The organism is Alistipes finegoldii DSM 17242 (assembly GCF_000265365.1).
In the GTDB taxonomy this organism is placed as follows: Bacteria; Bacteroidota; Bacteroidia; order Bacteroidales; family Rikenellaceae; genus Alistipes; species Alistipes finegoldii.
In genome coordinates this window covers 413,687-438,209 of record NC_018011.1, presented here as the reverse complement: position 1 = coordinate 438,209, position 24,523 = coordinate 413,687, and the positions used below count along the sequence as shown (strand labels likewise).

Here is a 24,523-nt window from a genome sequence, read left to right as displayed (position 1 = left end):
CTATTGGCTTTTTACGATATGGATGCCTACCGCTTCGACGCCTTCGACGGGGCGGCAGGGGGTGATTGTCAAGTGGTAGTCGCCCGTACGGTCGAACCGTACGCGGCGGCGGTAGGGGATGTCGGCTTCGCGCGAGATCGCGGCCGGAGTATGTGCCGGGGGAATGACCATCACGAACGGTTCTTCGTGTTGGAGCGAGTCCGGCGTGCGCACCCGGATGCGGACGGTCAGCGAATCCTCCGCGAACCGGTCGTTGCAGCGCAGGAAAAGGTTGACGTCGCGGAGCGTCGTCGTATCGGCGTTGGCGAGGGTGAGCGGGGCGGGATCGCTCCACGACGCCGAATTGACGTCGGTCGCAATGGCTCCGTGGGGGGACATGCAGCCTGCGGCGAGAAGTGCCGCGGCGGCGAGCGCCGTGCGGCAAGCCGCGCGCATCGGGCGTATCGCTCCCGGACCGGACAGGCTGGCTGCCGTACGGAGCATTTTTGCGGCTACGGAACCCCGCGGGCGCATTGCCGCTCCGGCGAATTTTACGGCCGCAATATCCGCTGCGGAGCATTTCCGCCCCTCGATCGGGATGGGCGCGCGGCCGTCTGCGCCGGGGAATGTTCCGTAGGGATCGGCGTCCGTGCGATCTTGCCTGCCGGTCTCTTGCCTGCATGGATCGGCAGTGCGGTCCGGTCTGATCCGGTCTGCCCCATATGGGGATACGGCTCCGCAGCGTGCCGTTATGTCACCTGCCGTCCGTTGCACCGTTATTCGTTTGCGCCGTTGCCGCCGTTGTTTCCGTTGCCGCCGTTATTGCCGTTTTCGCTGCCTTCGCCGCGCGGACGGTCGTTGTTCGGACGGCGGCGGTTGCGGTTGTTGTTCCGACCGCGGCTGTTGCCTTCGCGGCGTTCGGCGGCGTTGCCGTTGTTCGTATTGCCGTTGCGGGCTTCGTTGTTGTTGCCGTTGCGGGTGTCGCCGCTTTCGCCGGTCCGGTTTTCGCTGCCGGAGTTGCCTCTGCGGCCTCCGTTGTTGGCGTTGCGGTTTTCGCGGTTCTCTCCGTCACGGCGTTCGCCGTTGTTGCGGCGTTCCGGATTTCCGTTGCGGCCTTCGTTGTTGCGCCCCTCACTGCTGCGGCCTTCGCCATTGCGGGGACGGTCGTTGCGCCGCGGGCGGCGTTCCTGCTGCCGGCCCTGCTGATCGGGCTGTTCCTGCCGGCCTGCAGCCTGCTGTCCCGCTTCCTGCGAATCCTGTCCGTTCTGCCGGCCCCCTTTGCCGCGGCTCCGCTTGCTGCGGCGCTTGGCCTGATCGAAACGGGTGATACTGTCCTCCTCCGAACGGTAGGTCGGCTCTTCGGCCGCCGGGGCTATGTCCTCGGCAGCTTGCAGCCGGTCTACCTTCTTGCCGGCGCGGTTCAGCGAGACGATCTCCCTGACGCGCGCGATGGAGAGCGTGGTGACGTTGACCATCGCATCCTTGCTCGACGAGAAGGTCATCGTGCCGGCCAGAATGTCGTTCTTGACCAGATAGTATTCGCCGTCCATGGCCTGCAGCGGTTCGCGCAGACGCGGGAACTCCTTGCGGGCGTCGACGTAGGTGTCGTACTCGTACATCATGCAGCACTTGAGCTTCGAGCATTGTCCGGCGAGTTTCTGGGGATTGAGCGAAATTTCCTGTACGCGGGCGGCGCCGGTCGTGACGCTCGAAAAACTCGACATCCACGATGCGCAGCACAACTCGCGTCCGCAGGCACCCAGTCCGCCGATGCGTCCCGCCTCCTGCCGCGCGCCGATCTGTTTCATCTCGATACGTATGTGGAACCGTTCTGCGAAGACCTTGATTAGTTCGCGGAAGTCCACGCGCTCGTCGGCGATATAGTAGAAAATGGCCTTGATCTTGTCGCCCTGATACTCCACGTCGCCGATCTTCATGTTGAGTCCCATGTCGGCCGCGATCTGGCGCGACGCGATCATCGTCTCGTGTTCCAGTTCGATGGCTTCCTGCCACTTCTCGATGTCGTAGGGCTTGGCTTTGCGGTATATCTTCTTGAATTCGCCGTTGAAGGGGTTGAATCCCGTGCGGCGCATCTGGCGCGCCACCAGATCGCCCGTGAGCGAGACGATGCCGATGTCGTGGCCGGGCGAAGCTTCGACCGCCACGATGTCGCCCCGCTTGAGCGGCAGGTTGTTGACATTCTGGTAGAATGCGCGGCGGGTGTTCTTGAAACGCACTTCGACGATGTCGGTCGGAAGGTTTTCGGGGTACTCTTCGAGCCATGCGGTCTCGTGGAGTTTGAAACATCCGTCGCAGAGTTTGGCTTCGCATTCCGAACCGCAGTTGCAGAAGGAGCAGCCGCGGCCTATTTCGGGTTTGAATGCTTTCGTATGTTGTTTTTCGGTATCCATGGAGGGTATAATTTGCGTAAAGATACGCAAAAATTCTGAATTTTTTAATTTTTAATTGCTGTTGAGGTACAAGCGTCGTATGCTGCGTCGTATGCGGAGGATCATCATCACGGCGGCGGCCGACAGACCGAACGAGAAGCCGAGGAAAAGTCCCGACGGACCCATGCCGAGCGTGAAGCCGAACAGGTAGCCCACGGGCAGGTTGAGCAGCCAGTAGGAGACGAAGGCGATCGGCATGATGATCTTCACGTCCTGAATGCCGCGCAGGATGCCTACCGAGACGTTCTGAATGCCGTCCGAAAGCTGGTACAGCGCGGCGAAGACCATCAGCTGCGAGGCGATGGCGATCACTTCGGCATTGGTGGTGAAGAAGGTCGGAATGACGTTGCGCATGGTGATGAAGACCAGCGCCGCGAAGGCGTTCCACGCCAGCACCAGATGATACGACGCCTTGGCCGCCAGCGACAGCTCGCCGATGTTGCGGGCGCCGTAGCAGTGCGACACGCGGATGGTGGTGGCGGCGCCGATCGACATGACAATCATGAAGGCGCAGTTGCCGATGGTGACGGCGATCTGGTTGGCGCTCATGGTCTCCTTGTTGAACCAGCCCATCATGATGCCGGTACCGACGAACGCCGAAGCTTCGAGAAACATCTGCATCGAGATCGGAAGTCCCATGTGCAGCAGTTTTTTCACCGTGGCCCACGAGTAGTTGCGGGGCGAGAATCCGTCGAGGTAGCCGCGGTAGCGCTCGCGGCTGTAGAAGTAGCCGACCATCAGGATCGGGGCGATGATGCGCGACAGCAGCGTGCCCAGACCCGCGCCCTCGGCGCCCATTTCGGGAAGCGAGAAGCGTCCGTAGATGAAGACCCAGTTGAAGCCGATGTTGGCCAGATTGGCGACGATCGTCACGACCATCTCGACCTTGGTGTTGCCCACGCCTTCGAGGAACTGCTTGAAGGCGAAGAAAAGCATCACGAACGGCATGCTGAAGACCAGCATACGGTAATAGGGGATGGCCGCATCGACCACGTCGACGGGCTGGCCGAGGCGGTACATGAGCGGGATGACGGAGTATTGGACGACCGCCATTGCGAATCCCAGCAGCGTGTAGAACAGGATGCCGTTCTGCAGCAGCCCCGCCGACTTCTCCCGGTCGCCCTGCGCGTAAAGCTCGCCCACGAGGGGTGTCATGCCCAGCGCGATGCCGATGGCGGCGATGAAGAGGATGAAGAATACCGAGCCGCCGAACGATACGGCGGCCAGCGGCACGGGGTCGCCGCCGCCGTAGCGGCCGACCATCAGGTTGTCGGCTACCTGCGTGAGAATCTGGCCCAGCTGCGTCAGTACGACGGGCAGGGCCAGTTTCAGATTGGACTTGTATTGATCTTTATAAGTCGAGAAACTGTACATTGCGTTCCGGATTTAGGATGCAAAGATAGCTAATTAACTCCGGATTGCAATCCGCAGCTCCGTCCGATACGAAAAATCCGCCCGGAAGGGGCGGATTTTCAGCTTCAGCAGGGGAGGACGATATCGATGCAGCAGCCTGCGCGGTATTCGGGGCAGACGCGGATTTCGCCTCCGAGCCGCGTGACGATCAGGCGGCAGAGATAGAGCCCGATGCCCGAACCCGGTTTGAAGGGGTCCACTTTGGCGAAGCGTTCGAATACCCACTCCCGCTTGTCGGGGTCGATGCCGATGCCGGTGTCGGCCACGCGGATGCGTAGTCTGCGTTTGCTGTCATCCTTCTTGCAGGAGAGCGTGACGGAGCCTGCGGCGGTGAATTTGGCGGCGTTCTGCAGCAGGTTGTCGATCACGCGGGTCATGTAGAAGACGTTGGTCGGAATGATGCAGGAACCTTCACCCCCCCCCTTGAAGATATACTCCACCTGCGGGTTGTTCGACTGCCGCTTCTGGTATTCCAGCCGTTCGGCGCATAGCAGGCCGATATCGGTGTCGGTCTGCGGCAGCGGCGCTTCGGAGCAGACAAGACTCGACAGTTCGAGCATGTTTTCCAGCAGGGTGGTCAGCGCGGTCGTGTTGGTCCATATCTGTTCGCGGAATTCGCGCCGCGTATGGGCGTCGAGGGTGTCATCGAGCAGCAGTTCCGAAAATCCGTTGATAGCGTTGAGCGGCGTGCGGATTTCGTGGCACATGGAGTTGATGAAGGCCGTTTTCATCTTTTCGCTCTCCGTGGCGCGGCGGCTCTGGCGGGTTATCTCTTGGTTGGCGTCGGTGAGCTGCCGCCTGATCTGTTTCAGCCGTCGGACCATGACGTATTGGTAGACGCTCCAGCCGACGAGCAGCAGCAGCAGCACCCCGCCGGCAAGCAGGGCGATGAATTTCATGCGGTTGGCCAGCCGGGATTTTTCAAGTTCCAGCTGTCCCACTTCGAACAGGGTCTGCATCTCGGCGAGGCTGTTCTGCGCCTCTTCCACGCGGTCGTTGTGGCGGATCGTATTGGATTCGCGCAGCGCTTCGAGGGCGTTTTTGTAGTCGCCCAGATGCTCGTAAAGCCACGACTGCACTGCGTATATGGAGGCGAAATCCGCTTTTGTGCCGTTGCGCTTGTAGACGGTTACGGCCGAGTCGATATAGGCCACGGCCCGCTCGTATTCCTCCATGTACTGGTAATAGCGGGCGCTGGTGCTGTAAATCTCGGCCAGATCGCCTCTGGCGCGGGCCAGCTCCATGCACTTCCCGTAATATTGGGTCGCCTTCTCTTTGGAGATAAGCTCGCGCAGATAGAGCATCTTCGAGTAGGCGCGCATCGTGTAGCCCGTCGTGTCGCGGTAGGGGCGTTCGAAGCGGTCGTCCATCGCCAGCCATGCGCGGTGCAGGTCGATACATTGCTGGATCTGCTTTTCGGCGTGTTTGTCTTTGCTGAGCATGTAGAGTTCGGAAAGCTCGTCGCGGCAGATCCGCTCCATGTGGAGACGCTCTTCCAACGGATAAGCTTCGAGTTTTTTCAATGCCTGCTCCACATAGGGGATCGCCTTGCCGATGTTGTCGTAGGCTTCGGTCGCCAGCGACGAGAAGTCTAGGGAGAGTCCCGTCAGGAATTCCCATTCGATGCGCTCTTCGGGCGAGAGTTCGTTGTGGATTTTGGTCTTGAGTCTGTCGAGTTCGTGTTTTACGGTTTCGACCGCATTGTTGTCGTTCATCAGCTTCCAGATGTAGTAGGCGTAGAGCGACGAGCGGAACAGGGCGTGGCGCGGTCCCGGAAGAATGCTGTCCGCAAGGGCGATGTATTTCTCGGCCCGCTGCGAGTCCCGGCCTGCGAATTTGCGTACCAGAAAGTCCAGCGCGTCCTTGCAGCCGTAGAGGTCTCCGGATTTCCGCGCTTCGGCGAGCGCCGCGTCCCAATAGGGCGCTGCGAGTTCGAGACTGTCTCCGCTCAGGTCGGCCAGCTGGACGTATATCCGTTCCCGGCCGACGGCATCGTGTGTCTTGGATAAAAGCCTGAGCAGGCTGTCGGCGTGTGACGGCCCGGCGGGCGCCGATATCGCGGCGAATGGAAACAAGGACATAATAAGCCCTGACGCAAGGGCTTTCAGGAGCATCTGACGCATGTCGGTGTTATGAAACTGTATTAAATCCGGACAAATTTAGTTGAAAAATAATCTTTCAGGCAATTATGGAATAAAAAAGTGGCGGAATAAGAAAAGAGACCGGTTTGAAACCGGTCTCTTTCAACGGGAAGATGGGAAATCGACCGTCTGTCATGCCACGCGTATCCGGACGCCGTGCGGCTTGCCCGATTCGACGACGACCGTGTCGCCTTCGTGCAACTTGCCGTCGATAATCAGGGTCGAGAGCGGTTCCTCGACGTTGTCCATCAGTGTGCGCTTGAGCGAACGTACGCCATAGCGCGATTCGTAGCCCATGGCTGCCAGACGGCGTTTGGCTCCGTCGGTGATCTTCACCTTGTAGCCCAGCCGGCGCGTGTGCTCGAAGAGTCCCTGCAGCTCCAGCTCGATGATCCGCTCCACGTCGGAGAGCTCCAGCGTGCGGAACAGCACGATGTCGTCGATGCGGTTGAGGAACTCCGGCGCAAAGGTCTGTTCGAGGGCTTTGCGGTACTCGCACTGCGGGGCGGCGACCGCCGTGGCGCTCTTCGAGACGGTGCTGTAACCCACCTGCACCGATTTCTGGACCACGTTGCGCGACCCGACGTTCGAGGTCATGATGATGATCGTGTTGCGGAAGTCCACCCTGCGGCCCGAACCGTCGGTGAGGTGTCCCTCGTCGAAGATCTGCAGCATGGAGTTGAAGACTTCGGGGTGCGCCTTCTCGATCTCGTCGAACAGCACCACGGAGTAGGGCTGGCGGCGGACCGCTTCGGTGAGCTGGCCGCCCTCGCCGTAACCGACGTATCCCGGAGGCGATCCGATCAGACGCGCGACATTGTGCTTCTCGCCGTATTCGCTCATGTCGATGCGGATCAGGCCCCGGTGCTCGTCGAACAGCCACTTCGAGACCTCCTTGGCCAGCAGGGTCTTGCCCACGCCCGTAGGACCCACGAAGAGGAAGACGCCGATCGGGCGGTTTTCGTCCTTGAGTCCGGCGCGCGAGCGGCGGATTGTGCGGGCGATCCTCTCCACGGCCTCCTGCTGTCCCACGACGCGGCGTGCGAGGTGGTCGTAGAGCATCTGCAGGCGCGTCATCTCGCCGCCCGATATCCGTTCGGCGGGAATACCCGTGATCGAGGTGATGACCTGCTGGATGTGTTCCGCAGTGACCTCTACGGGGTTGGTCTCCAGCGACCGCTGCCATTCGGCACGGGTTTCGCCCAGTTTGGAGCGGAGCGCGATTTCGCGCATCCGCGCCGAGGCGGCTTTTTCGTAGACCAGCGCTTCGACCGCTTCGCGGCGTTCGCGCTGCGCGTCGGTGAGCGCCGTCTCCATTTCGCGCAGCTCGGCCGGTTCGCGCGCCGACTGCAGGTGTATGCGCGAGCCAGCTTCGTCCATGACGTCGATGGCCTTGTCGGGGAAGAAGCGGTCGGTGATATAGCGGCCCGTGAGGGTCACGCACGCCTGCAGGGCCTCTTCCGTATAACGCACCTTGTGATGGCGTTCGTAGTGGGGCGCGATGTTGCGCAGGATCTGGAGCGTCTGGTCGGGCGTGGTAGGCTCCACCACGACCTTCTGGAAGCGGCGTTCGAGGGCCGAATCGCTCTCGATGTTCTCGCGGTACTCGTCGAGCGTGGTGGCGCCGATGGTCTGCAGCTCGCCGCGCGCCAGCGCCGGCTTGAGGATGTTGGCCGTGTCGAGACTGCCCTGCGTCGAACCTGCGCCCACGATGGTGTGTATCTCGTCGATGAAGATGATCGTATCCTTCGCCTTGCGCAGTTCGTCGAGCAGCTGCTGCATGCGCTCCTCGAATTCGCCGCGGAATTTCGTGCCGGCCACCAGCGACGAGACGTCGAGCGAGAAGAGCGTTTTGTCGGCGATGGTGTAGGGCACTTCGCCGCTTGCGATGCGCAGGGCCAGTCCCTCGACGATGGCGCTCTTGCCCACGCCCGCTTCGCCGATCAGGATCGGATTGTTCTTCTTGCGGCGCGAGAGTATCTGGACTACGCGCTCGATCTCCTGCTCGCGCCCCACGACGGGGTCGATTTTGCCCTCGCGGGCCATGCGCGTGAGGTTCACGCCGAATTTGTCGAGCAGGTGTGACGAGGTTTTCTCTTCGGGTTTGTTCTCTTCGTTGAAGTCGAGCATGTGCACCTGAATTTCGGTGCGGAAGTCGTCGCCCACGGCGAACTTCTTGAGGTCTTCGTCCACCACCGTACCCGTTACGCCGTACATTTCCAGTATGCGCGAAGTTGCCGTCGTGCGGTCGCCGACGATGGCCCGCAGCGCGTGGGCCGTCGAAACGCTCCGTGCGGCGCCCGAACAGGCCCGCAGCTCTTCGGTGAAGGCACGGTAGAACTCTTCGGGGGATTGGGTCGTGCTCTGCTGCCCGGCGAGCATTTCGCGTTCGATGCGCAGGCGTATCTGGTAGAGTTCCCAGTCCTTGAGACGGGAGGATAAAAGCTGGTAGGCGAGCGATCCCTCCTCGCGGAGCAGTTCCAGCGTGAGAAAGTCTTTGAGCGAGTGGTCGAGACCGGCCTTGGTCGTATTAAATGCCGCCCGGGCTATAATAGCCTCGAGCGTCTTCGAGATCTTGATTTGCATGTTGCGTCGTCATAAAATTAATAATTTCAACTTCTGATTCTTCGACTAACTAACGACGTACATGTGGTAAATATTATGTTAAGTTATTTGGCCTTCCATATTCGGCTGTCTCTGAACGTCTTGCCCCTGAAAAAACACGGACCGTTCCTGCCTGAAACGGTCCGTATCGTGTTCTGAAAGGGTTTTTACTCTTTTACGCAGCGCATCGACATGCCTTGCGAACGGGCGTCCTTGCTCACTTTAAAGGTCCGTTTGCCGTTGACGATGAACATGTACTGGCCGTAGAGTTCGGGGTATTCCTCGATGTTGGCGCTGGCTTTTCCCGCGGTGCCGATCCACATGCCGCCGTAGGGATTCAGCTCCTGATGGTCGAGTCCGCCCGATGCGTAGACGCGCGTGCCGGCGGCGGGGAACCACTGGCCGTTTTGCGTGGCGCCGTGGTTGGTGTCGTCCCACGTCATGTCGGCGTAAACCAGCCACGCGTAGGGCGTATTTCCGTCCTTGTCGCAGGTCGGCACTTTGTAGCCGACGGGGCAGGGGTCGTAGATGGTTTTCTTGCCCGATACGCCGCCCCAGTAATCGTCGTTCGAAACGTCGGTCCAGTCTTTGGTCCGGTAGTCGTTCAGCACGATTTCCTGTCCGTATTCATCCGTTTCTCCGGTGAAATTGTAAGTCATGGCATAGAATACCGCCGGATTGCGGAGCGACTTTGCGATCGTTCCGTGGTATTCGGCGCGGGTGCGCATTTTGGGAAGTTCTTCGTTGAGGATGTTGTAAATGGGGCGTTCGCCGTCCACCTGATAGCTGTAATCCTCGTTGATTATGGTGAACGTTCCGGCCGAGGTGAAGGGGTCTTTGCGTCCCCACTGGTAGATCATGCCGTGGCAGTCGAAGCTGTCGGGGGCGTTGGTCGTGGCGCCGACGTTGCGGTCCATGAAGGTCCATGTCGTGCCCGAAGCGTTGGCCGGGGTGGTGTAGAGCGATGCGGCGGGATCGTAGTCGGCGATCCACAGGTGCCAGCTCCAGAGTATCTCTCCGTCGGCGCCGCAGGCCGCGACGACGGCGTTGCCGCTTGTGCCCGGAGCGGTCACGGCGACGATTTTTTTCTCCTTGGAGACGTAATAGATGTCCTGAATCAGATTTTTGGCGTCTTGCCAGACGAGTTCGGCAGTGACGGGATCGCCGATGCTTTCGGTCGTGGAGTTGCCTTTGTACTGCGCGTCGAACACGACCGTGCCGCCCGGTTTTACGATGTAGCAGTTTGCGGTTCCGGCGGCGGAGAGATCGACCGCATTTTCGGGGACCTTTACCTCAGATTTCCCCCCCCCTCCTTTTCCGGGGTCGTCGTCGCTGCAGGCGGCAGTGATACACATGCTCAGGAGAGCTGCGAATTTGAAATAGGATTTTCTTATCATACCGATATTGGTTAAATAAATGATGATCCCCTACCCTTCGGGATCGAATCGGGTGTTCCGGGGACGCGGGTATGCCGGGCGACATCTGTAATTCCCCTGCGGTAGCAAGATGAATTGTACGGAATAACCCGGCCGTCCTCCATGCCTGTTTGCGCAGGATGTGGCCCAAATATAATAAATTTTTGCCGGAATATGCTTTTCGGACGTTAAAAGCGGCAAAGTATCCGATAATTATAATATATTTGTATATCCCATCAATCCCTCTTGAAAATGATAAAGTTCTTTTTTGCGTTCTTGTTTTTGTCTGCGGGCTGTGCGTGTATGGCTTAGGACCGGATTCACACCAAAGACGGCCGTGTGATCGAATGTAAGGTTTCCGATTCGAGCAACCGGGCCGGCAACGTTTTCTTTTTTCCTGCGGACGACCCCGAAACGTCGCATTTTATTCCCGTGACCCAAGTCGATTATCTTGAAATCGGCGACGCGCGGGTGGTGCGTACGCCGAACGACAAACTGAAACCGGCCGAGCGCCGTTTCGGACTGAAAGCGCCCGCCTTGCCGCACATGCTGGGTGCGACGTACGATTTCCTTTCGAATACATATGTGCATACGCACGGGGCGACTGTTTCGTATGCCTATTATTTCGACGGCAGGAACGGCATTCATGCCGAGCTGGCCTATCGCAGTCTGGAGAGTGCTTCCGCTTCCGAAAGAAGAGCTGATCCGGGCACCTCAGTCGATATTTTCGCGGTGATTCCGCATTACGAGCGCCGTTTTTACATTCAGCGTATGGGATCGTTCTATTTCGTGCGCGGAGGTTTGGGCGTGAATGTCTATACGGCTTCGATTCTGACGGATGCCGGGGAGAGCCGCGAAGGCTTGGCGGCTCCGGTCGTCAGTCTCGCCTTGGGACTCGATTTCCGGGTGTCCCGCAACCTTTATCTGGAGGTTGCTGCGCGGTATATCGGTGATTTTGCCTCTTGGAATTTCGGATATGATTCTGAACCCTTGCTCGCTAACGAGGGCTTTTTCGGCGGGTTCTCTGTCGGATTGCGTTTCGGATGGGGCCGTTAGGCGGCGGACTTGTCAAGTAGTAACAAAATATGCGGCGTCATCACGCCGCATATTTTATTCCCGTTTCTGCTATCTCCGCGGCCATTCGCCGACCTCCATGTCGCGCATGTCGGCGCCGTCGATGACCAGCCGCACGGCGGTGCGGACTTTGTGGAACCCGTACTCTCCGGCGGCGCCGGGATTGACGTGCAGCAGGTCGTAAACCGGGTCGTAGGCGACTTTGAGGATGTGCGAGTGTCCGGCGATGAAGAGTTTCGGGCGCAGGGACTGGATCTTCGCCACGGCGCGCGGGTCGTAGCGGCGCGGGTAGCCGCCGATGTGGGTCATCAGGACCCGGACCCCTTCGCATTCGAACGAGAGGAAATCGGGGTATACGCGGCGCGTAAGGCCGCCGTCGATGTTGCCCGATACGGCCCGCAGGGGCTTGAACGCGGCGATGGCGTCGGCCAGTTCGAGCGACCCGATGTCGCCCGCGTGCCAGATTTCATCGACGTCCTTGAGGAATTCCCGCAGCGTGCCGTCGAAGGTGCCGTGCGTGTCGGATATGATGCCGATCTTTTTCATTTACTTGTATTTGTCGCGCCAGAGTTCGCGCATGCGTTCGGCGATTTTCGCTTCGGTCGCGTTGCCGGTGTTGGGCTCGTAGAATTTGGTGCCCGCCAGCGTGTCGGGCAGGAACTCCTGCTCGGCGAAGTTGCCTGCGAAATCGTGGGCGTATTTGTAGCCTTTGCCGTAGCCCGCCTTGTCCATCAACTTGGTCGGGGCGTTGCGCAGGTGCAGCGGCACGGGGCGGTTGGTGGTGTCGTGTTCGACCAGCGACATGGCCTTGTTGATCGCCATGTAGGCTGAGTTGCTCTTGGGGCTGGTGGCGAGGTAGATCGTCGTCTCGGCCAGCGTGATGCGCGCTTCGGGCATGCCGATCTTGTGTACCGTGTCGAAGCAGGCGTTGGCCAGCAGCAGGGCGTTGGGGTTCGCAAGCCCGATGTCCTCCGAAGCGAGAATCACCAGCCGCCGGGCCAGAAAACGCGGCTCTTCGCCTCCGGCCAGCATGCGCGCGAGGTAGTAGATCGCGGCGTTGGGGTCGCTGCCCCGCACCGACTTGATGAAGGCCGAGATGACGTCGTAATGCTGTTCGCCGTTTTTGTCGTACAGCGCGATATTCTGCTGGAGACAGTCGGTGACGTACTGGTCGGTGATGGTCAGCTTGCCGTCGGTCGCCCCGGCGAGGATGTCGAGGATATTGAGCAGTTTGCGGGCGTCGCCGCCTGAGAATTTGAAGAGCGCGCCGGTCTGCCGAACTTCGACTTCGCGGGCCTTGAGTTCCGCGTCGGTCGTGAGCGCACGGTCCAGCAGCGTCTGCAGGTCCTTGTCCTCCATCGGGCGGAGAATGTAGACCTGACAGCGGCTCAGCAGCGGCGAGATCACTTCGAACGAGGGGTTTTCGGTCGTGGCGCCGATCAGCGTCACGGTGCCCTGCTCGACGGCGCCCAGCAGCGAATCCTGCTGCGATTTGTTGAAGCGGTGGATTTCGTCGATGAACAGCAGCGGCGGCTTGGCGTCGAAGAAACGCTGTTTCTTGGCCGACTCGATCACCTCGCGCACGTCCTTCACGCCCGACGTGACGGCCGAAAGGGTGAAGAAGGGGCGTTCGAGTTGCGTGGCGACGATCTTCGCCAGCGTGGTCTTGCCCACGCCCGGAGGCCCCCACAGGATGAACGACGGCACGTTGCCCGTCTCGAAGAATTTGCGGAACACCCCGTTTTTGCCCACGAGATGTTCCTGACCGATGTAATCGTCGATGGTCTTCGGGCGCAGGCGTTCGGCTAAGGGTGCTGACATGGCGGCGGTTTTAGTTTTGTTTGTCATTGCGGGGAGCCGCAGGCGACGTGGCGATCTGCCGAAACCCTGCAATGACGCTTTTCGTCGGACAAAGATAGTGCTTTTTCAAAAAATAATCCTATATTTGTCGAACATACTGACAAACACGGAAAGTGTAAGTCTGTTCCCGAATCGTGAACGTAGGAAATTCATTGCAGCGCGGAATAGGCAAACATCTTGCCGCGTCGTATCCGTATTCTGCGGGTATAGGCGTGGGGGTTGTTGCTTATTTTGGCTGCAAAGGTATCCTACGACCTGCGATTCTGAAATGGGCTTCGGCACCACGCTTTCTTTTTTGTTTATACTGCCGGGGTGCGGACAGAAAAATTGGACCCAGTTATGAAATCTTTTTTATTTTTATTTGTATTCCTATTTTGGAATGGTTGTTTATTTGCGCAAGAAATTCAGCGTGATTCGATTAAGGTTGATTCTAATGAGTCGCGAATGCCTTTGCAGACAACAGAGTTGGATTCTATTGCTACATCAATTATAAATTCAACATCTACTATAGATGCTGAAAAATCGATAAAAGTTCACGGAGAAGTCCTTGCAAAATCGACTAATCGATATAAAATTTATCCGACTTCAAATATGTATAATTTTTTGAAATTGGATACTAAAATGGGGTATATCTATAGAATCCAATGGAGCTATGATAATAATAAAAGATATGAAACTTATGTAAACTATAAGTCTCTTGTTGGTGATGAAGATGATTGGGTGAATGATCGGTTTGAAATCTATCCGACCACTAATATTTATAGTTTTTTGCTTTTGGATAAAATAGATGGCCGGGTTTGGCATTGTTATTGGAGTTTTGAATCTGGGGGAAATGGGATTCAGCGAATTTATTAATATTGATAAGATATGTGGGCTGTTTAATGTATCGTGTAATGAAAAAATATTATAGATGCTTATTTTGGCTATGATAGATTAGAACATAGTCTCTCAGATTGATAGGTTTGTAACAACGAGAAGCGCCGATAAATTACATTATCGGCGCTTCTCGTTGTTCAGAAGAAATGAAAAACGTAATTTTGCTTTACTCCTCCGGCTTCCGCAGCTCCAGATACAGTTCGTCGAGCTGCGACTGGTCGATGCAGCCCGGTGCGTCAAGCATCACGTCGCGGCCGGCGTTGTTCTTCGGGAAGGCGATGTAGTCGCGGATCGAATCCGAGCCGCCGAACAGCGAACACAACCGGTCGAAGCCGAAGGCGAGACCGCCGTGAGGGGGCGCGCCGAACTTGAAGGCGTCCATCAGGAAGCCGAAGCGCACCTGAGCCTCTTCGGCCGTGAAGCCCAGCACCTCGAACATTTTGGCCTGCAGTTTCGAGTCGTGGATACGGATCGAACCGCCGCCGATCTCGGTGCCGTTGCAGACGAAGTCGTAGGCGTTGGCGCGTACGCGGCCGGGGTCGCTGTCTATATACTGTACGTCCTCCAGCTTGGGCGAGGTGAAGGGATGGTGCATGGCGTAATAGCGCTGCGTCTCGTCGTCCCACTCGAAGAGCGGGAAGTCCACGATCCAGAGCGGCGCGAACTTTTTCGGGTCGCGCAGTCCCAGCTGCTGGGCCACTTCCAGACGCAGGGCGCAGAGCTGCGTCAGCGTCTTGAACTTCTTGCCGCAGAGGATGAAGACCATGTCTCCGGCCTTGGCGCCGCAGCGGTCGGCCATCGCGCGGACCTCGTCGGGCGTGTAGAACTTGTCGATCGAAGATTTCACGCCGGACTCCTCGACGCGGATCCAGATCAGCCCCTTGGCGCCGATCTGCTGGCGCTTGACGAACTCCGTCAGGGCGTCGATCTGCTTGCGCGTGTAGACGGCGCAGCCCGTTGCGGCGAATCCGGTGACGTATTCTGCATCGTCGAAAACCGAAAAACCGTGGCCTTTCGCCAGATCGGTGATGTCGGCGAACTCCATGCCGAAGCGCAGGTCGGGTTTGTCCGAACCGTATTTCTCCATCGCCTCGATCCACGGCATGCGGCGCAGCGGTTCGGTCAGTTCGATGTCCATCACCTCCTTGAACATGTGCTTGGCCCAGCGTTCGAAGATCTCCAGCACGTCCTCCTGCTCGACGAACGACATTTCGCAGTCGATCTGTGTGAATTCGGGCTGACGGTCGGCGCGCAGGTCCTCGTCGCGGAAGCAGCGCACGATCTGGAAATATTTGTCGTATCCGGCCACCATCAGCAGCTGCTTGAGGGTCTGCGGCGACTGGGGCAGGGCATAGAACTGGTTGGGACTCATGCGGCTGGGAACCACGAAGTCGCGGGCGCCTTCGGGCGTCGAGTTGACCAGATAGGGGGTTTCGATTTCGAGGAAGCCCTCCGAATCGAGGAAGCGGCGGATCTCCTGCGCCATCTTGTGCCGCAGGATCATGTTGCGCTGCAGGGGCGGACGCCGCAGGTCGAGATAGCGGTATTTCATGCGCAGGTCGTCGCCGCCGTCCGACGTCTCCTCGATGGTGAAGGGAGGAACTTCAGCCTCATGGAGCACGACCACCTTCTCGGCTGCCACCTCGATGTCGCCCGTGGCCATTTTGGGGTTCTTCGACGAACGCTCGATCACCCTGCCGGTCACCTGGACGACCCATTCGCGGCCCAGCCTGCAGGCCGTCTCGCGGGCTTCGGCGGGCGAGTGTTCCTCGACCACGATCTGCGTGATTCCGTAACGGTCCCTGAGGTCGATGAAGGTCATGGCGCCGAGGTTGCGGACTTTCTGCACCCACCCGGCTAAGGTGACGGTTCGGTTTACGTCGTCGGCTCTCAGACAGCCGCACGTATGGGTTCTGTACATAGGAAATATGGTTTTTTGTTCAATTTGTCCTTGCAACCCGCAAAGTTAAACAAAAGATGCGAAATAAGGAATCCCGGAAGATATTATTTGTGCTGCGGAGCAGTCGCAAAGAGTTTTTTGCTTACTTTTGCAAAAAATCCCGCCCGTGGAAGATCAGAAAAAAAACGATGAAAAATTCATGCGTCTCGCACTAAACGAGGCGCGCAAAGCGTTACAGTTGCAGGAAGTGCCCATCGGCGCGGTGGTCGTGGCCGACGGCGCGGTCGTGGGACGCGGCCATAATCTGGTCGAGACGCTCTCCGATCCTACGGCCCATGCCGAGATGCAGGCGCTGACCGCCGCCGCATCCACCCTCGGCGGCAAATACCTGCAGGGCTGCACGCTGTACGTCACCGTCGAACCGTGCATCATGTGCGCCGGAGCCACAGGCTGGGCGCAGGTGGGCCGCGTGGTGTGGGGCGCCGACGACCCGAAGAAGGGTTACAGACGCTATTCGGAGACGGTGTTCCATCCTAAAACGACGGTGGTGCGGGGCGTGCTCGGCGAAGAATGCGAGGAGTTGATGACCTCTTTTTTCGCAGGTTTGCGCAATTAGATTTTGAAAAAAAAGAAAAAAAATATACTTTTGCGATCAACGTATCCGAAAACGGGTGCACGAACTGAAAAACTTTAAAAAACGGAATAGGCAATGAAAAAATTATTGGTATCGGTAATCGCGCTGCTGGCAACGGTGTCGCTTTCGGCGCAGGATCTTACGGCGGTGTATAACGAAGCTGCAGCAGCTTTCGGAAACAAGGACTTCGCGGGAGCCGCCGCAAAATTCGAAGAGGTAATCGACAAGGGCATGGACGACGAGACCGCCGCTTCGCTGGTGGCCATCGCCAAGACCACGCTTCCCAAATGCTACTTCATGCTGGGCGGCAGTGCACTGAAAACCAAGAATTACGAGGAGGCGCTGAAGAATTTCACCAAGTCGGCCGAGCTGTCGGAGCTTTACGGCGATATGAACCAGATGGCCAAATCGAACGGCTGGGTTGCCAAGATTTACCAGATACAGGGCGGCGACGCTTTCAACAACAAGGATTACGCGACCGCTTCGGAGATTTTCGCCAAGGGTTACGCCGCCGACCCCGACAATACGGGCATGGCGCTCAATCTGGCGATGAGCTACTGCGAAATGGCGATGAGCAGCGGCGACATGGCACAGTATGAGAAGGGTATGGAGGTTTACGAGGCCATCGCCGCCAAGACCCATCCCAAATACGCCGAGGATGTAGCCAAGGCCAAGGAGGGCATGGCGCTCTATACCAATAATATGGTTGCCAAGATGCAGGCTGCCAACGATTTCGACGGCATTATCAAGATGGCCGACGACCTGCTGGCCAAGAATCCCGAAAGCGCACTCGCCCAGAACGTTCGTCTGCAGGCTTATGCCAACAAGAAGGACTATGCGAAGGTGATCGAGCTGGGACAGGCCGCTGCCGACGCGCAGACCGACGCTGCCGACAAGAGCCTGATGTACTACCTGCTGGGCGCCGCCTACAACGCCAAGGAGATGAAGCCGCAGGCTATCGCCGCATTCAAGCAGGTGACCGACGGTCCCGCCGCCGAGAATGCCAAGGCAGCCCTCGCGGAGCTTTCGAAATAGGAATATTCATCCATGCGATACGAAGCGGGTCCCCATCGGGGATCCGCTTTTTTCGTCTCGCCGAGGGGGCTTATTGTGCAGTCAGGGCGATTTCTCGGACTGCCGGGAGCTTCTTGCGCAGTCGGGGGAGGGGGCGGATTGCCGGGGCGAATCATCGCGCTGGCGGAGTAAATTCTTGCACCGCCGGAGGGCTCTTATGCGGTCGGGGCGAAAGCGCTTATTCTGTTTTGATATTGCCGCGGATGCGCGCCAGACCGCTGCGGGTCAGGGGCGTTGCGCCCATGCGGGCTTCGAACTCCGTTTCGTCCAACGCCATCCATGCTGCGGCATCCATCGTCAGCGGGTCGAAGACGGGATCGAACGCCCGATTGGCGTGCATCGGCGCCTTCTGGTTGTGGGGACAGCAGCTCTGGCAGCGGTCGCAGCCGAAAATCCAGCCGTCGAGGTCGATTCCTCCGGACGGCTCCCGTTCGATGGTGTGGCACGAGATGCAGCGGCCCGTGTCGATCACCTTCGGGGCGACGATGGCGCCCGTGGGACAGCTCTCGATGCAGTTGCGGCAGCGGCCGCAGCGGGAACCCTCGAACGGGGCGTCGTAGGCGTCGGCTTCGTCGGTCAGGAGCAGCTCGCCCAGCAGGACATAGGTGCCGTGGCGGGGCGTGACGAGCAGCGACTGGCGGCCTATCCAGCCCAGTCCGGCCTCTACGGCGAGCTGTTTCTCGAGCAGCGGGGCCGTGTCGACGAACGCCCGGCCGCCGAGTCCGGGATCGGCGGCTTTGAGATGTTCCAGCATGCCGTTCAGCATTCCCTTTATCGTCGTGTGGTAGTCCGCCGTGCAGGCATAGGAGGCGATTTTGGTGCGGTGTCCGGGGGGATACCCTTCGCCGATGCGGTTTTTGTAACTTACGGCGCAGACCACCGCCGTACGCGCCCCTTCGACGAGTTTGCGCGGATCGGCGCGTTTCTCGACATTGCGTTCCATGTAGGTCAGCGACGACTGATACCCCTTGCCCAGCCACGCCCGGAGCCACGCCTCGTTCTGAGCCATGTGGCCGCAGGGCGCAAGGCCGCAGAGATCGAATCCTGCGTCGGCGGCAAGTTTTTTGATGTGCTGATAGTCGAGCATAGTGATAAATTTGTCCCAAAAATAGTGTTTTTTAACCGGAAATTAGTAATTTCGCCCCAAACTTTCACGTTATTCGGACGTAGTTGAAAACGAAAAATTATGACCATCAATACACTTTACGAACTGGCTCGCAACAGCGTGGAAAAGTTCGCGTCGAAAGTCGCATTTTCGATGTTCGAAGGCGACGACGTGACTTACGCCGAGGTGGACCGTCGTATTGCCAAGGTGCAGGAAATCCTTACGGGAGCCGGCCTGCAGGCCGGCGACAAGGTGGCCCTGCTGAGCAGCAACATGCCCAACTGGGGCGTCTGCTACTTTGCCGTCACTTCGGCCGGCATGATCGCCGTGCCGATTCTTCCGGACTTTTCGGGCGAAGAGCTGGACATGATCATCGAGCATTCGGAGGCCCGTGCGCTGCTCGTCTCCGACAAACTTTTCACCAAACTTTCGAAAGAGACCATCGGACGGCTCAACGTCGTGGTCCGCACCAAGAACCTCGGAGTCATCGCCCAGCAGGTCCATGCCCAAGGTTCGACGGCGGTGCCCAAACCCGATGATCTGGCGGTCATCATCTATACTTCGGGAACTACCTCCAAGCCCAAGGGCGTGATGCTGACCCATTCGGCGCTCTGCGCGCAGGTGGGCATTTCGTCGAGCATCTTCCCCGTGCAGCCCGACGACGTATTCCTTTCGGTGCTGCCGCTCTCCCATACGTACGAATGTTCGATCGGCATGATCTATCCCTTCTCGATGGGCGCGCAGGTCGTATATCTGGACCGTCCGCCCACGGCCTCGGCCCTGATGCCGGCGTTGCGCGCGGTGCGTCCCTCGGTGATGCTGATCGTGCCGCTGATCATCGAAAAAATCTACCGCTTGCAGGTGCTCGCCAAATTCAAGTCCACCGGATTCTGGCGCACGCTCTATAAGATCGGCTTCATGCGCCGTTACCTGCACCGCGTCGCGGGCAAGAAACTGCTCAAGCTCTTCGGCGGCCGCCTGCGTTTCCTCGGAATCGGCGGCGCGAAGCTCGACGGAGACGCCGAAAAATTCCTGCTGGAGGCCAAGGTGCCTTACGCCATCGGTTACGGACTTACCGAGACTGCGCCGCTGCTGGCCGGTGCCGCGCCCTCGCAGGTGCGGCTCGGTTCGACCGGTCCGCAGGCTCCGGGCGTCGAACTGCGGCTGGAGAATATCAATCCCGATACCCGTCAGGGCGAGATCGTGGCGCACTCGCCCAGCGTCATGCTCGGCTATTTCAAGAATCCCGAAGCCACGAAGGAGGTATTTACGGCCGACGGCTGGTTCCGGACGGGCGACCTCGGCGAATTCGACAAGGACGGATGGCTCTATATCAAGGGGCGTCTGAAAAACATGATCGTGGGGCCGGGCGGCGAAAATATCTATCCGGAGGACATCGAAACCGTCCTCAATTCGCATGTCTACATCGCCGATTCGATCGTCACCGAACAGCAGGGCCGTCTGGTGGCCCTCGTGCACTTCAACCGCGACGAGATCGAAAGCATGATCGACGACTGGCGCGAGGAGTGGACCTCCAAGAAAGAGGCGTTGGAGGCCAAGACCGAACAGCTTAAAAAAGAGATTCTGGATTTCGTGAATGCCAAGGTCAACCGTTTTTCGCGTATCTCGGAGGTCGTCGAGGAGAAGGACGACTTCGTCAAAACCCCGACGCACAAAATCAAGCGTTTCCTCTACAGCAAGAAGAAGGAGTCCGGAACTCCGGGGGAGCACCCTGCCGGACGGCCCGAAACCAAATAGGGGCTTCGGATATTGTGGAATAAGAAATACCGCACTTTTCGGAGTGCGGTATTTTTTTTCGCTTTCTCTGCAACCCTTTTTTGTCGGGCTGCGGTTTCCACGCTGCGGTCCTCGCCTGCCTGCTGCGGTCTCGCTATCGGCCGGTCGCTGCTGCGGCATCGACGGTCAGGAACGGGACGCTCTCCGCATCGGGAAGCACGGCGCGTTCGGTTCGAGTCTGCACGATCTCCTTATAGTGGGCCGAGAGGTCCAGTTCGGCGTTTTTGAGACCTTTGGTGCCCGGTCTCTGGCTTTTGAAAGCCGGCGGCCGTGAAGAGCAGGCAGAGCGCCGTGTTCAGGAGTTTGATTCGCATGGCTTCCGGGGTTTTACTGCATGATGACCGATTCGAGCTGCCGCATGTAGGCGGGATCGGTGGCGGTGAAGCGGAAGCGGCCGTTCCAGCCTCCCCATAACTGGCCTACCTTGAGCAGAACATGGTTCCAGCCCTTTTCGAGCGGAATGCCTTCGATGCGCTGCGGCAGAGCGGGGTTGTCCTGCCGTTTGATCGCGTTGTCGAGAAGGTTGCTGTTGACGTATACGGCCAGTTTGTCGTCCACCGCGAATTCCAGATCGAGACGGGGCATGTTGGGCTCCAGCAGCAGGTTGACCAGCGACCGGGGGCTGAACAGCCAGAAACTCAGGTAAACGGCGCAGTCTTTCTGCTCGCCCTTGAGGTTCATCGTTTCGAAGTTCCAGAATCCCTCTTCGTTGCTGTCCACGGCGCCCCAATATCTTCCGGAGGTTACCGCTCCCGGCCGCAGGTCGGCCGCCGGAGTGCCTTCGAGGTAGTCGCGGGCCATGACCTCGTCCATGCTTCCGCCGGCATAGGTGCCGCTCAGCAGGGCGTGTACGACCGTGCCGTTCCGGTCGAGCGCCGCCGGGATATGGCGCGGGCGGCCGTTGAACCGTGCGCCCAGATTGTGCAGCATTTCATGGATCAGCGCACTGCCCTTGTTGCCCAGCACGAAGGGGTCGATCGCCGAGAGCAGCAGCTCGCCCCGGCCGGCCTCGCCGCGGAGCAGTACGCTGCCGAGCGGCTTGCTCTCCCGCTCGCTGCGGAGCACCTGCCCGGTTTTGATGTTCTCTTCCTGATAGTTCCATTTGCTCCAATCCGTGTTGCAGGGGTCGAGCAGGGTGGCGTAGGCGTCGCCGGAGGGCATTACGAAGCTGGAAACCGGCTCTTTGGTCCGTTCGTTGAAATAGAGCGTCGAAAGGTCCTGACCGTTGAGCAGCGAGTGTTTGCCGCGTATGATGTAGCTGGCGGCATTGCGCGGAGTGAGCGTCACGGCGTGGCCGCCGAGCTTTTCGACCAGCGGAAGCGCCGCGGGCGAGATGTTCCATACCAGCAGGGTGCTTCCGGCGCCGAGTGCGGCGCGGAGCCGTTCGACGAGGGCCGGATCTTCCGCCGGGCGGATGCCGTCGAGCAGGATGAGCTGATTGCGGCGTGTGTCAAGCGGCCGGAATGCTACGGACAGCTCTTCGAACTGCCTTTCGGCCTTCGACTCCGGATCGGCGGAGATCCAGACGACGTCGCGGGCGGCCGGAACCGGTTCGCTGATCTCGGTGTGTTTGCGTACGGCCCATTTGTTGGGCTGGGCGGCATAGGTGTCGCTGAATGCGGCTTTCACGCCCTCGAACAACGCCCACGGGCGGTACAGCGGAAGCCGGGGATCGTAACCGGGGTTGAATGTGGTGGTGTAGGGGCCGAGCCGTTCGGGCTGGACGCCCGGAACTCCTTCCCGGTAGGGGCCGAACCAGATGCCGTCCTCCGCTTCTACGGGACGGGTGATGTCGTTGAGTCCGATTTCGAGCGGCTGCACGCCGTACCACGCGAGGTTGAAAATCGAGGCGTAGCAGGCATCCAGACCGCGCTGCATGGAGATCGTTTCGAACGCTTCGCCCGCGAGTCCCTCCATGCGGCCTTCCTGCGATTCGAAGGCGCGGTCGCCGTTGACTACCGAGACGTGGGCCGGGGTTCCGGCGTAGCACATACCCATCTCGCCGACGCCCCACGGTTTGCCCTTGCTCTTCCATTCGAGCATCAGCGGCGTGTTGCAGTAGTGGCCGATGACGGTCGGCAGGTCGGTGTCGGTCTGGGTCTCGCCGTCGCCCGAAATCCAGTTGCGCGTATGGTCGCATTCACGGGTGATGCGCACCCATTCGTTGATCTCGGCGATGTTGCGTTCGACGATCGGTTCGGGGGCGTGGACTTCCAGCGGCCGTTCAGGCAGATTTCGTCCCGGCAGGGACGTTCGGGAGTCGCAACGAAACCCTCTTGGGGCGCAAACGGCCGGTCGAACCGGGTCTGCGACTGCGCGGAATTTTCCGCGCCGTACAGGCCGCCCAGCAGCAACAGTAGTGGTAGCAGTTTTTTAGTCATGGCGGATAATTGTTGATCGGTTGGTTATTTTAATGCGTGTTTTCTTGCAGGTAGTTTTTCAGCAGCAGGTAATTGTTCCATAGTCGCTGGTTGATCGAGGTCAGGATGCCCATTTCGCCGCGTGACCCGGTGCGCGAAACATAGGTGCGGATCAGCTCTTCGACGGGGGCGGATTCCAACTCGCGGAGCGCCGCGGCGCAGGCTTCGCGCGATGCGGGACGGTTCTCCGCAAGGGTTTTGTCGCGCAGCTCCCAGCCCGGAGCCATCGCCCGTACGACCTTGTCCAGCAGCAACTCGAACGAGAGCATGGCCCGGAAACTTTTCAGGTTGCGGCGCTGCTGCGGCGTCTGCTCTTTGTCCTGCACGGCGTCGATGGCGTCGATGATCCCCTGCCGCGAAGCGGCGTTCGCTTCGTCGAGCACTCCCCAGTCGGGGCGGAATGCGAAGTACTCCGGGGACTGCGGTCCCTCCCATGCGTTGGCCGTATCGACGGCGGCCATCAGGGGCGCGAGTGCGGCGGCGGCCTGCGCGCCGAAATCCTCTTCGAAATACTCCTTGTAGAGCGTTTCGACGGTCGCGTCGTCCGACGTGCGGGCGTAGCGGGCGAACGTGCGGAAGTTATAGCGGGTCTCCGCCGTGCGCCAATGAATGGCCGCCACGCCCTGAAGCCCCTGTTCGCGGGCCAGCTGTACGTGGTCTCGCATCTTGCCCACGCGCGGTTGCTGGTGCCACATCTGGTTGTCGCCTTCGAGCCACGGCACGGCCCAGACTTTGCGGTGGCGGGCGATGTCGGCGAGGAATTCGGGCTGTCGGGTGCGTCCCAGATCGGGGTTCAGACAGCTGAAGACAACCTCTTCGGGCAGCGCCCGGTCCAGTCCGCGCAGGATGCCCGGCAGTTGGCCCCCGCCGCCCCCGCCGCCGATGATCAGCTTGGCGCGGGAGCCTTTCTGCCGGAGATGGTCGAGCGTGCGGCGGATGTATTCGAGCGACCACACGCCCACGAAACGTTCGCTGTCGCTCTGCGCCTCTTCAAAATGGCCCGATTCCCGGCGGAACACCTCCGCGAAGGCGGGGTCGCCCAGCGCCTGTTCGACGACCACGCCCAGAAACGAATGTTCGTTGAGTCAGAGCCACACATAGTCGATGTCGGGATAGTTTTCCAGCAGGTCGTCGAGCGCCGCCCGGTGCAGTTCGACCGAGGTCGGATGGCACGGATTGGGGACCATGTTGCCTGCGCCGAGCCAGAAGAAACAGCTGCCTGCGGCGTAGAGCGAGAAATATTCGGGCGGCACGACGCCGAATTCGAAGCCCATGGCCATTTCGATATCCCGGTCGTGGGCCATGCGCAGTACGTCGCGCATCAGCCGCTGCGTGTTGCGGTAGTGTTCGTCGGGTGTTTTCGAAATCAGGGAGCAGTCGCTGCCGAAGGCTTCGGCGCCGCGCGGTACGTCGAGCGCCCGCTGCGAGCCGAACGCAAACTCCTTGAGCCGGAGCGGCAGTGCGCCCCAGCGGCAGCTGAGCGAGTTGTCGAGCATGGCCTGCGGCACGATGCCCCGGTAGGAGATGCGCACCATCGGTTCGACGTAGGTGGCGTAGCGTTCGCCGCCGCCCGTGTAGTTGTGAAAACCGATGAAGTTGATGCCTTCGGCTTCGCAGTTGTCGAGGTAAACCTCGTAATCGGCTTTGTTCCAAGCCGTCGGGCCGCAGAGGAAGTTGTGCCACGGCAGCACGCCGCGGATTTCGAACGGCTCGGCCGCGAATCCGGCGGACGCCAGACAGCAGCATGCCGCGATGAAAAGGTGTTTCATGGCCTGTTGCGG

Annotated in this window: 16 protein-coding genes and 1 pseudogene; 5 read left to right on the top strand and 12 right to left on the bottom strand. The window is 59.4% G+C overall.

The window, feature by feature from the left end; genetic code table 11:
• The 6 genes from ALFI_RS01930 to ALFI_RS01905 form a co-directional block, all read right to left on the bottom strand.
• The gene (locus tag ALFI_RS01930) at window positions 1–513 is read right to left on the bottom strand and encodes a hypothetical protein (protein WP_014774565.1); all 513 of its coding nucleotides are present in this window, start codon (window positions 511–513) and stop codon (window positions 1–3) included.
• A 242-nt stretch (window positions 514–755) separates the two neighbouring features.
• Window positions 756–2,390 carry a regulatory iron-sulfur-containing complex subunit RicT gene (locus ALFI_RS01925; protein ID WP_014774564.1) on the bottom strand — a complete coding sequence of 545 codons (1,635 nt, stop codon included), beginning with the start codon at window positions 2,388–2,390 and terminating at the stop codon, window positions 756–758.
• A gap of 51 nt (window positions 2,391–2,441) precedes the next feature.
• Window positions 2,442–3,803 (bottom strand): MATE family efflux transporter, encoded by a 1,362-nt coding sequence (locus ALFI_RS01920; RefSeq protein ID WP_014774563.1) that lies wholly within the window; start codon window positions 3,801–3,803, stop codon window positions 2,442–2,444.
• A gap of 104 nt (window positions 3,804–3,907) precedes the next feature.
• Window positions 3,908–5,923, bottom strand: a complete 2,016-nt coding sequence (locus ALFI_RS01915) for an ATP-binding protein (protein WP_244264996.1) — start codon at window positions 5,921–5,923, stop codon at window positions 3,908–3,910.
• 192 nt (window positions 5,924–6,115) lie between these two features.
• Window positions 6,116–8,569, bottom strand: coding sequence for an ATP-dependent Clp protease ATP-binding subunit (locus tag ALFI_RS01910; RefSeq protein ID WP_014774561.1), 2,454 nt, complete (start codon window positions 8,567–8,569; stop codon window positions 6,116–6,118).
• Window positions 8,570–8,754: 185 nt separating this feature from the next.
• Window positions 8,755–9,984, bottom strand: a complete 1,230-nt coding sequence (locus ALFI_RS01905) for a hypothetical protein (protein WP_014774559.1) — start codon at window positions 9,982–9,984, stop codon at window positions 8,755–8,757.
• Between the two features lie 357 nt (window positions 9,985–10,341).
• Here ALFI_RS01905 and ALFI_RS01900 point away from each other — a divergent pair, with 357 nt between their 5' ends.
• Complete coding sequence (locus ALFI_RS01900) at window positions 10,342–11,058, top strand: hypothetical protein (RefSeq protein WP_014774558.1); 717 nt, start codon at window positions 10,342–10,344, stop codon at window positions 11,056–11,058.
• A gap of 69 nt (window positions 11,059–11,127) precedes the next feature.
• Here the strand turns inward: ALFI_RS01900 and ALFI_RS01895 are convergent, their stop codons facing one another.
• The gene (locus ALFI_RS01895) at window positions 11,128–11,622 is read right to left on the bottom strand and encodes a metallophosphoesterase family protein (RefSeq protein ID WP_009598657.1); all 495 of its coding nucleotides are present in this window, start codon (window positions 11,620–11,622) and stop codon (window positions 11,128–11,130) included.
• Complete coding sequence (locus ALFI_RS01890) at window positions 11,623–12,897, bottom strand: replication-associated recombination protein A (protein WP_014774557.1); 1,275 nt, start codon at window positions 12,895–12,897, stop codon at window positions 11,623–11,625. It lies immediately after the preceding gene.
• A 378-nt stretch (window positions 12,898–13,275) separates the two neighbouring features.
• Here ALFI_RS01890 and ALFI_RS16810 point away from each other — a divergent pair, with 378 nt between their 5' ends.
• On the top strand, window positions 13,276–13,791 hold the full coding sequence (locus tag ALFI_RS16810) for a hypothetical protein (protein ID WP_014774556.1): 516 nt from the start codon (window positions 13,276–13,278) through the stop codon (window positions 13,789–13,791).
• 187 nt (window positions 13,792–13,978) lie between these two features.
• On the opposite strand, the gene aspS is transcribed toward ALFI_RS16810, so the two are convergent.
• On the bottom strand, window positions 13,979–15,733 hold the full coding sequence (aspS, locus tag ALFI_RS01880) for an aspartate--tRNA ligase (RefSeq protein ID WP_014774555.1): 1,755 nt from the start codon (window positions 15,731–15,733) through the stop codon (window positions 13,979–13,981).
• Window positions 15,734–15,878: 145 nt separating this feature from the next.
• On the opposite strand from aspS, the gene ALFI_RS01875 reads away from it, so the two are divergent.
• Together ALFI_RS01875 and ALFI_RS01870 are read left to right on the top strand one after the other, a co-directional pair.
• Window positions 15,879–16,328, top strand: coding sequence for a nucleoside deaminase (locus tag ALFI_RS01875; RefSeq protein ID WP_014774554.1), 450 nt, complete (start codon window positions 15,879–15,881; stop codon window positions 16,326–16,328).
• A 93-nt stretch (window positions 16,329–16,421) separates the two neighbouring features.
• Window positions 16,422–17,381, top strand: coding sequence for a tetratricopeptide repeat protein (locus tag ALFI_RS01870; protein ID WP_014774553.1), 960 nt, complete (start codon window positions 16,422–16,424; stop codon window positions 17,379–17,381).
• A 217-nt stretch (window positions 17,382–17,598) separates the two neighbouring features.
• Here ALFI_RS01870 and queG read toward each other — a convergent pair whose 3' ends face one another.
• The gene (gene queG / locus ALFI_RS01865) at window positions 17,599–18,507 is read right to left on the bottom strand and encodes a tRNA epoxyqueuosine(34) reductase QueG (protein ID WP_014774552.1); all 909 of its coding nucleotides are present in this window, start codon (window positions 18,505–18,507) and stop codon (window positions 17,599–17,601) included.
• A 99-nt stretch (window positions 18,508–18,606) separates the two neighbouring features.
• Here queG and ALFI_RS01860 point away from each other — a divergent pair, with 99 nt between their 5' ends.
• Complete coding sequence (locus tag ALFI_RS01860) at window positions 18,607–20,283, top strand: AMP-binding protein (protein WP_009598635.1); 1,677 nt, start codon at window positions 18,607–18,609, stop codon at window positions 20,281–20,283.
• A 366-nt stretch (window positions 20,284–20,649) separates the two neighbouring features.
• On the opposite strand, the gene ALFI_RS01855 is transcribed toward ALFI_RS01860, so the two are convergent.
• Window positions 20,650–22,479: a hypothetical protein gene (locus ALFI_RS01855; RefSeq protein ID WP_042493112.1), complete on the bottom strand. Its 1,830-nt coding sequence runs from the start codon at window positions 22,477–22,479 to the stop codon at window positions 20,650–20,652.
• A 253-nt stretch (window positions 22,480–22,732) separates the two neighbouring features.
• Window positions 22,733–24,511 (bottom strand): annotated as a pseudogene (locus ALFI_RS17730) (hypothetical protein).
• Window positions 24,512–24,523: the final 12 nt, after the last annotated feature.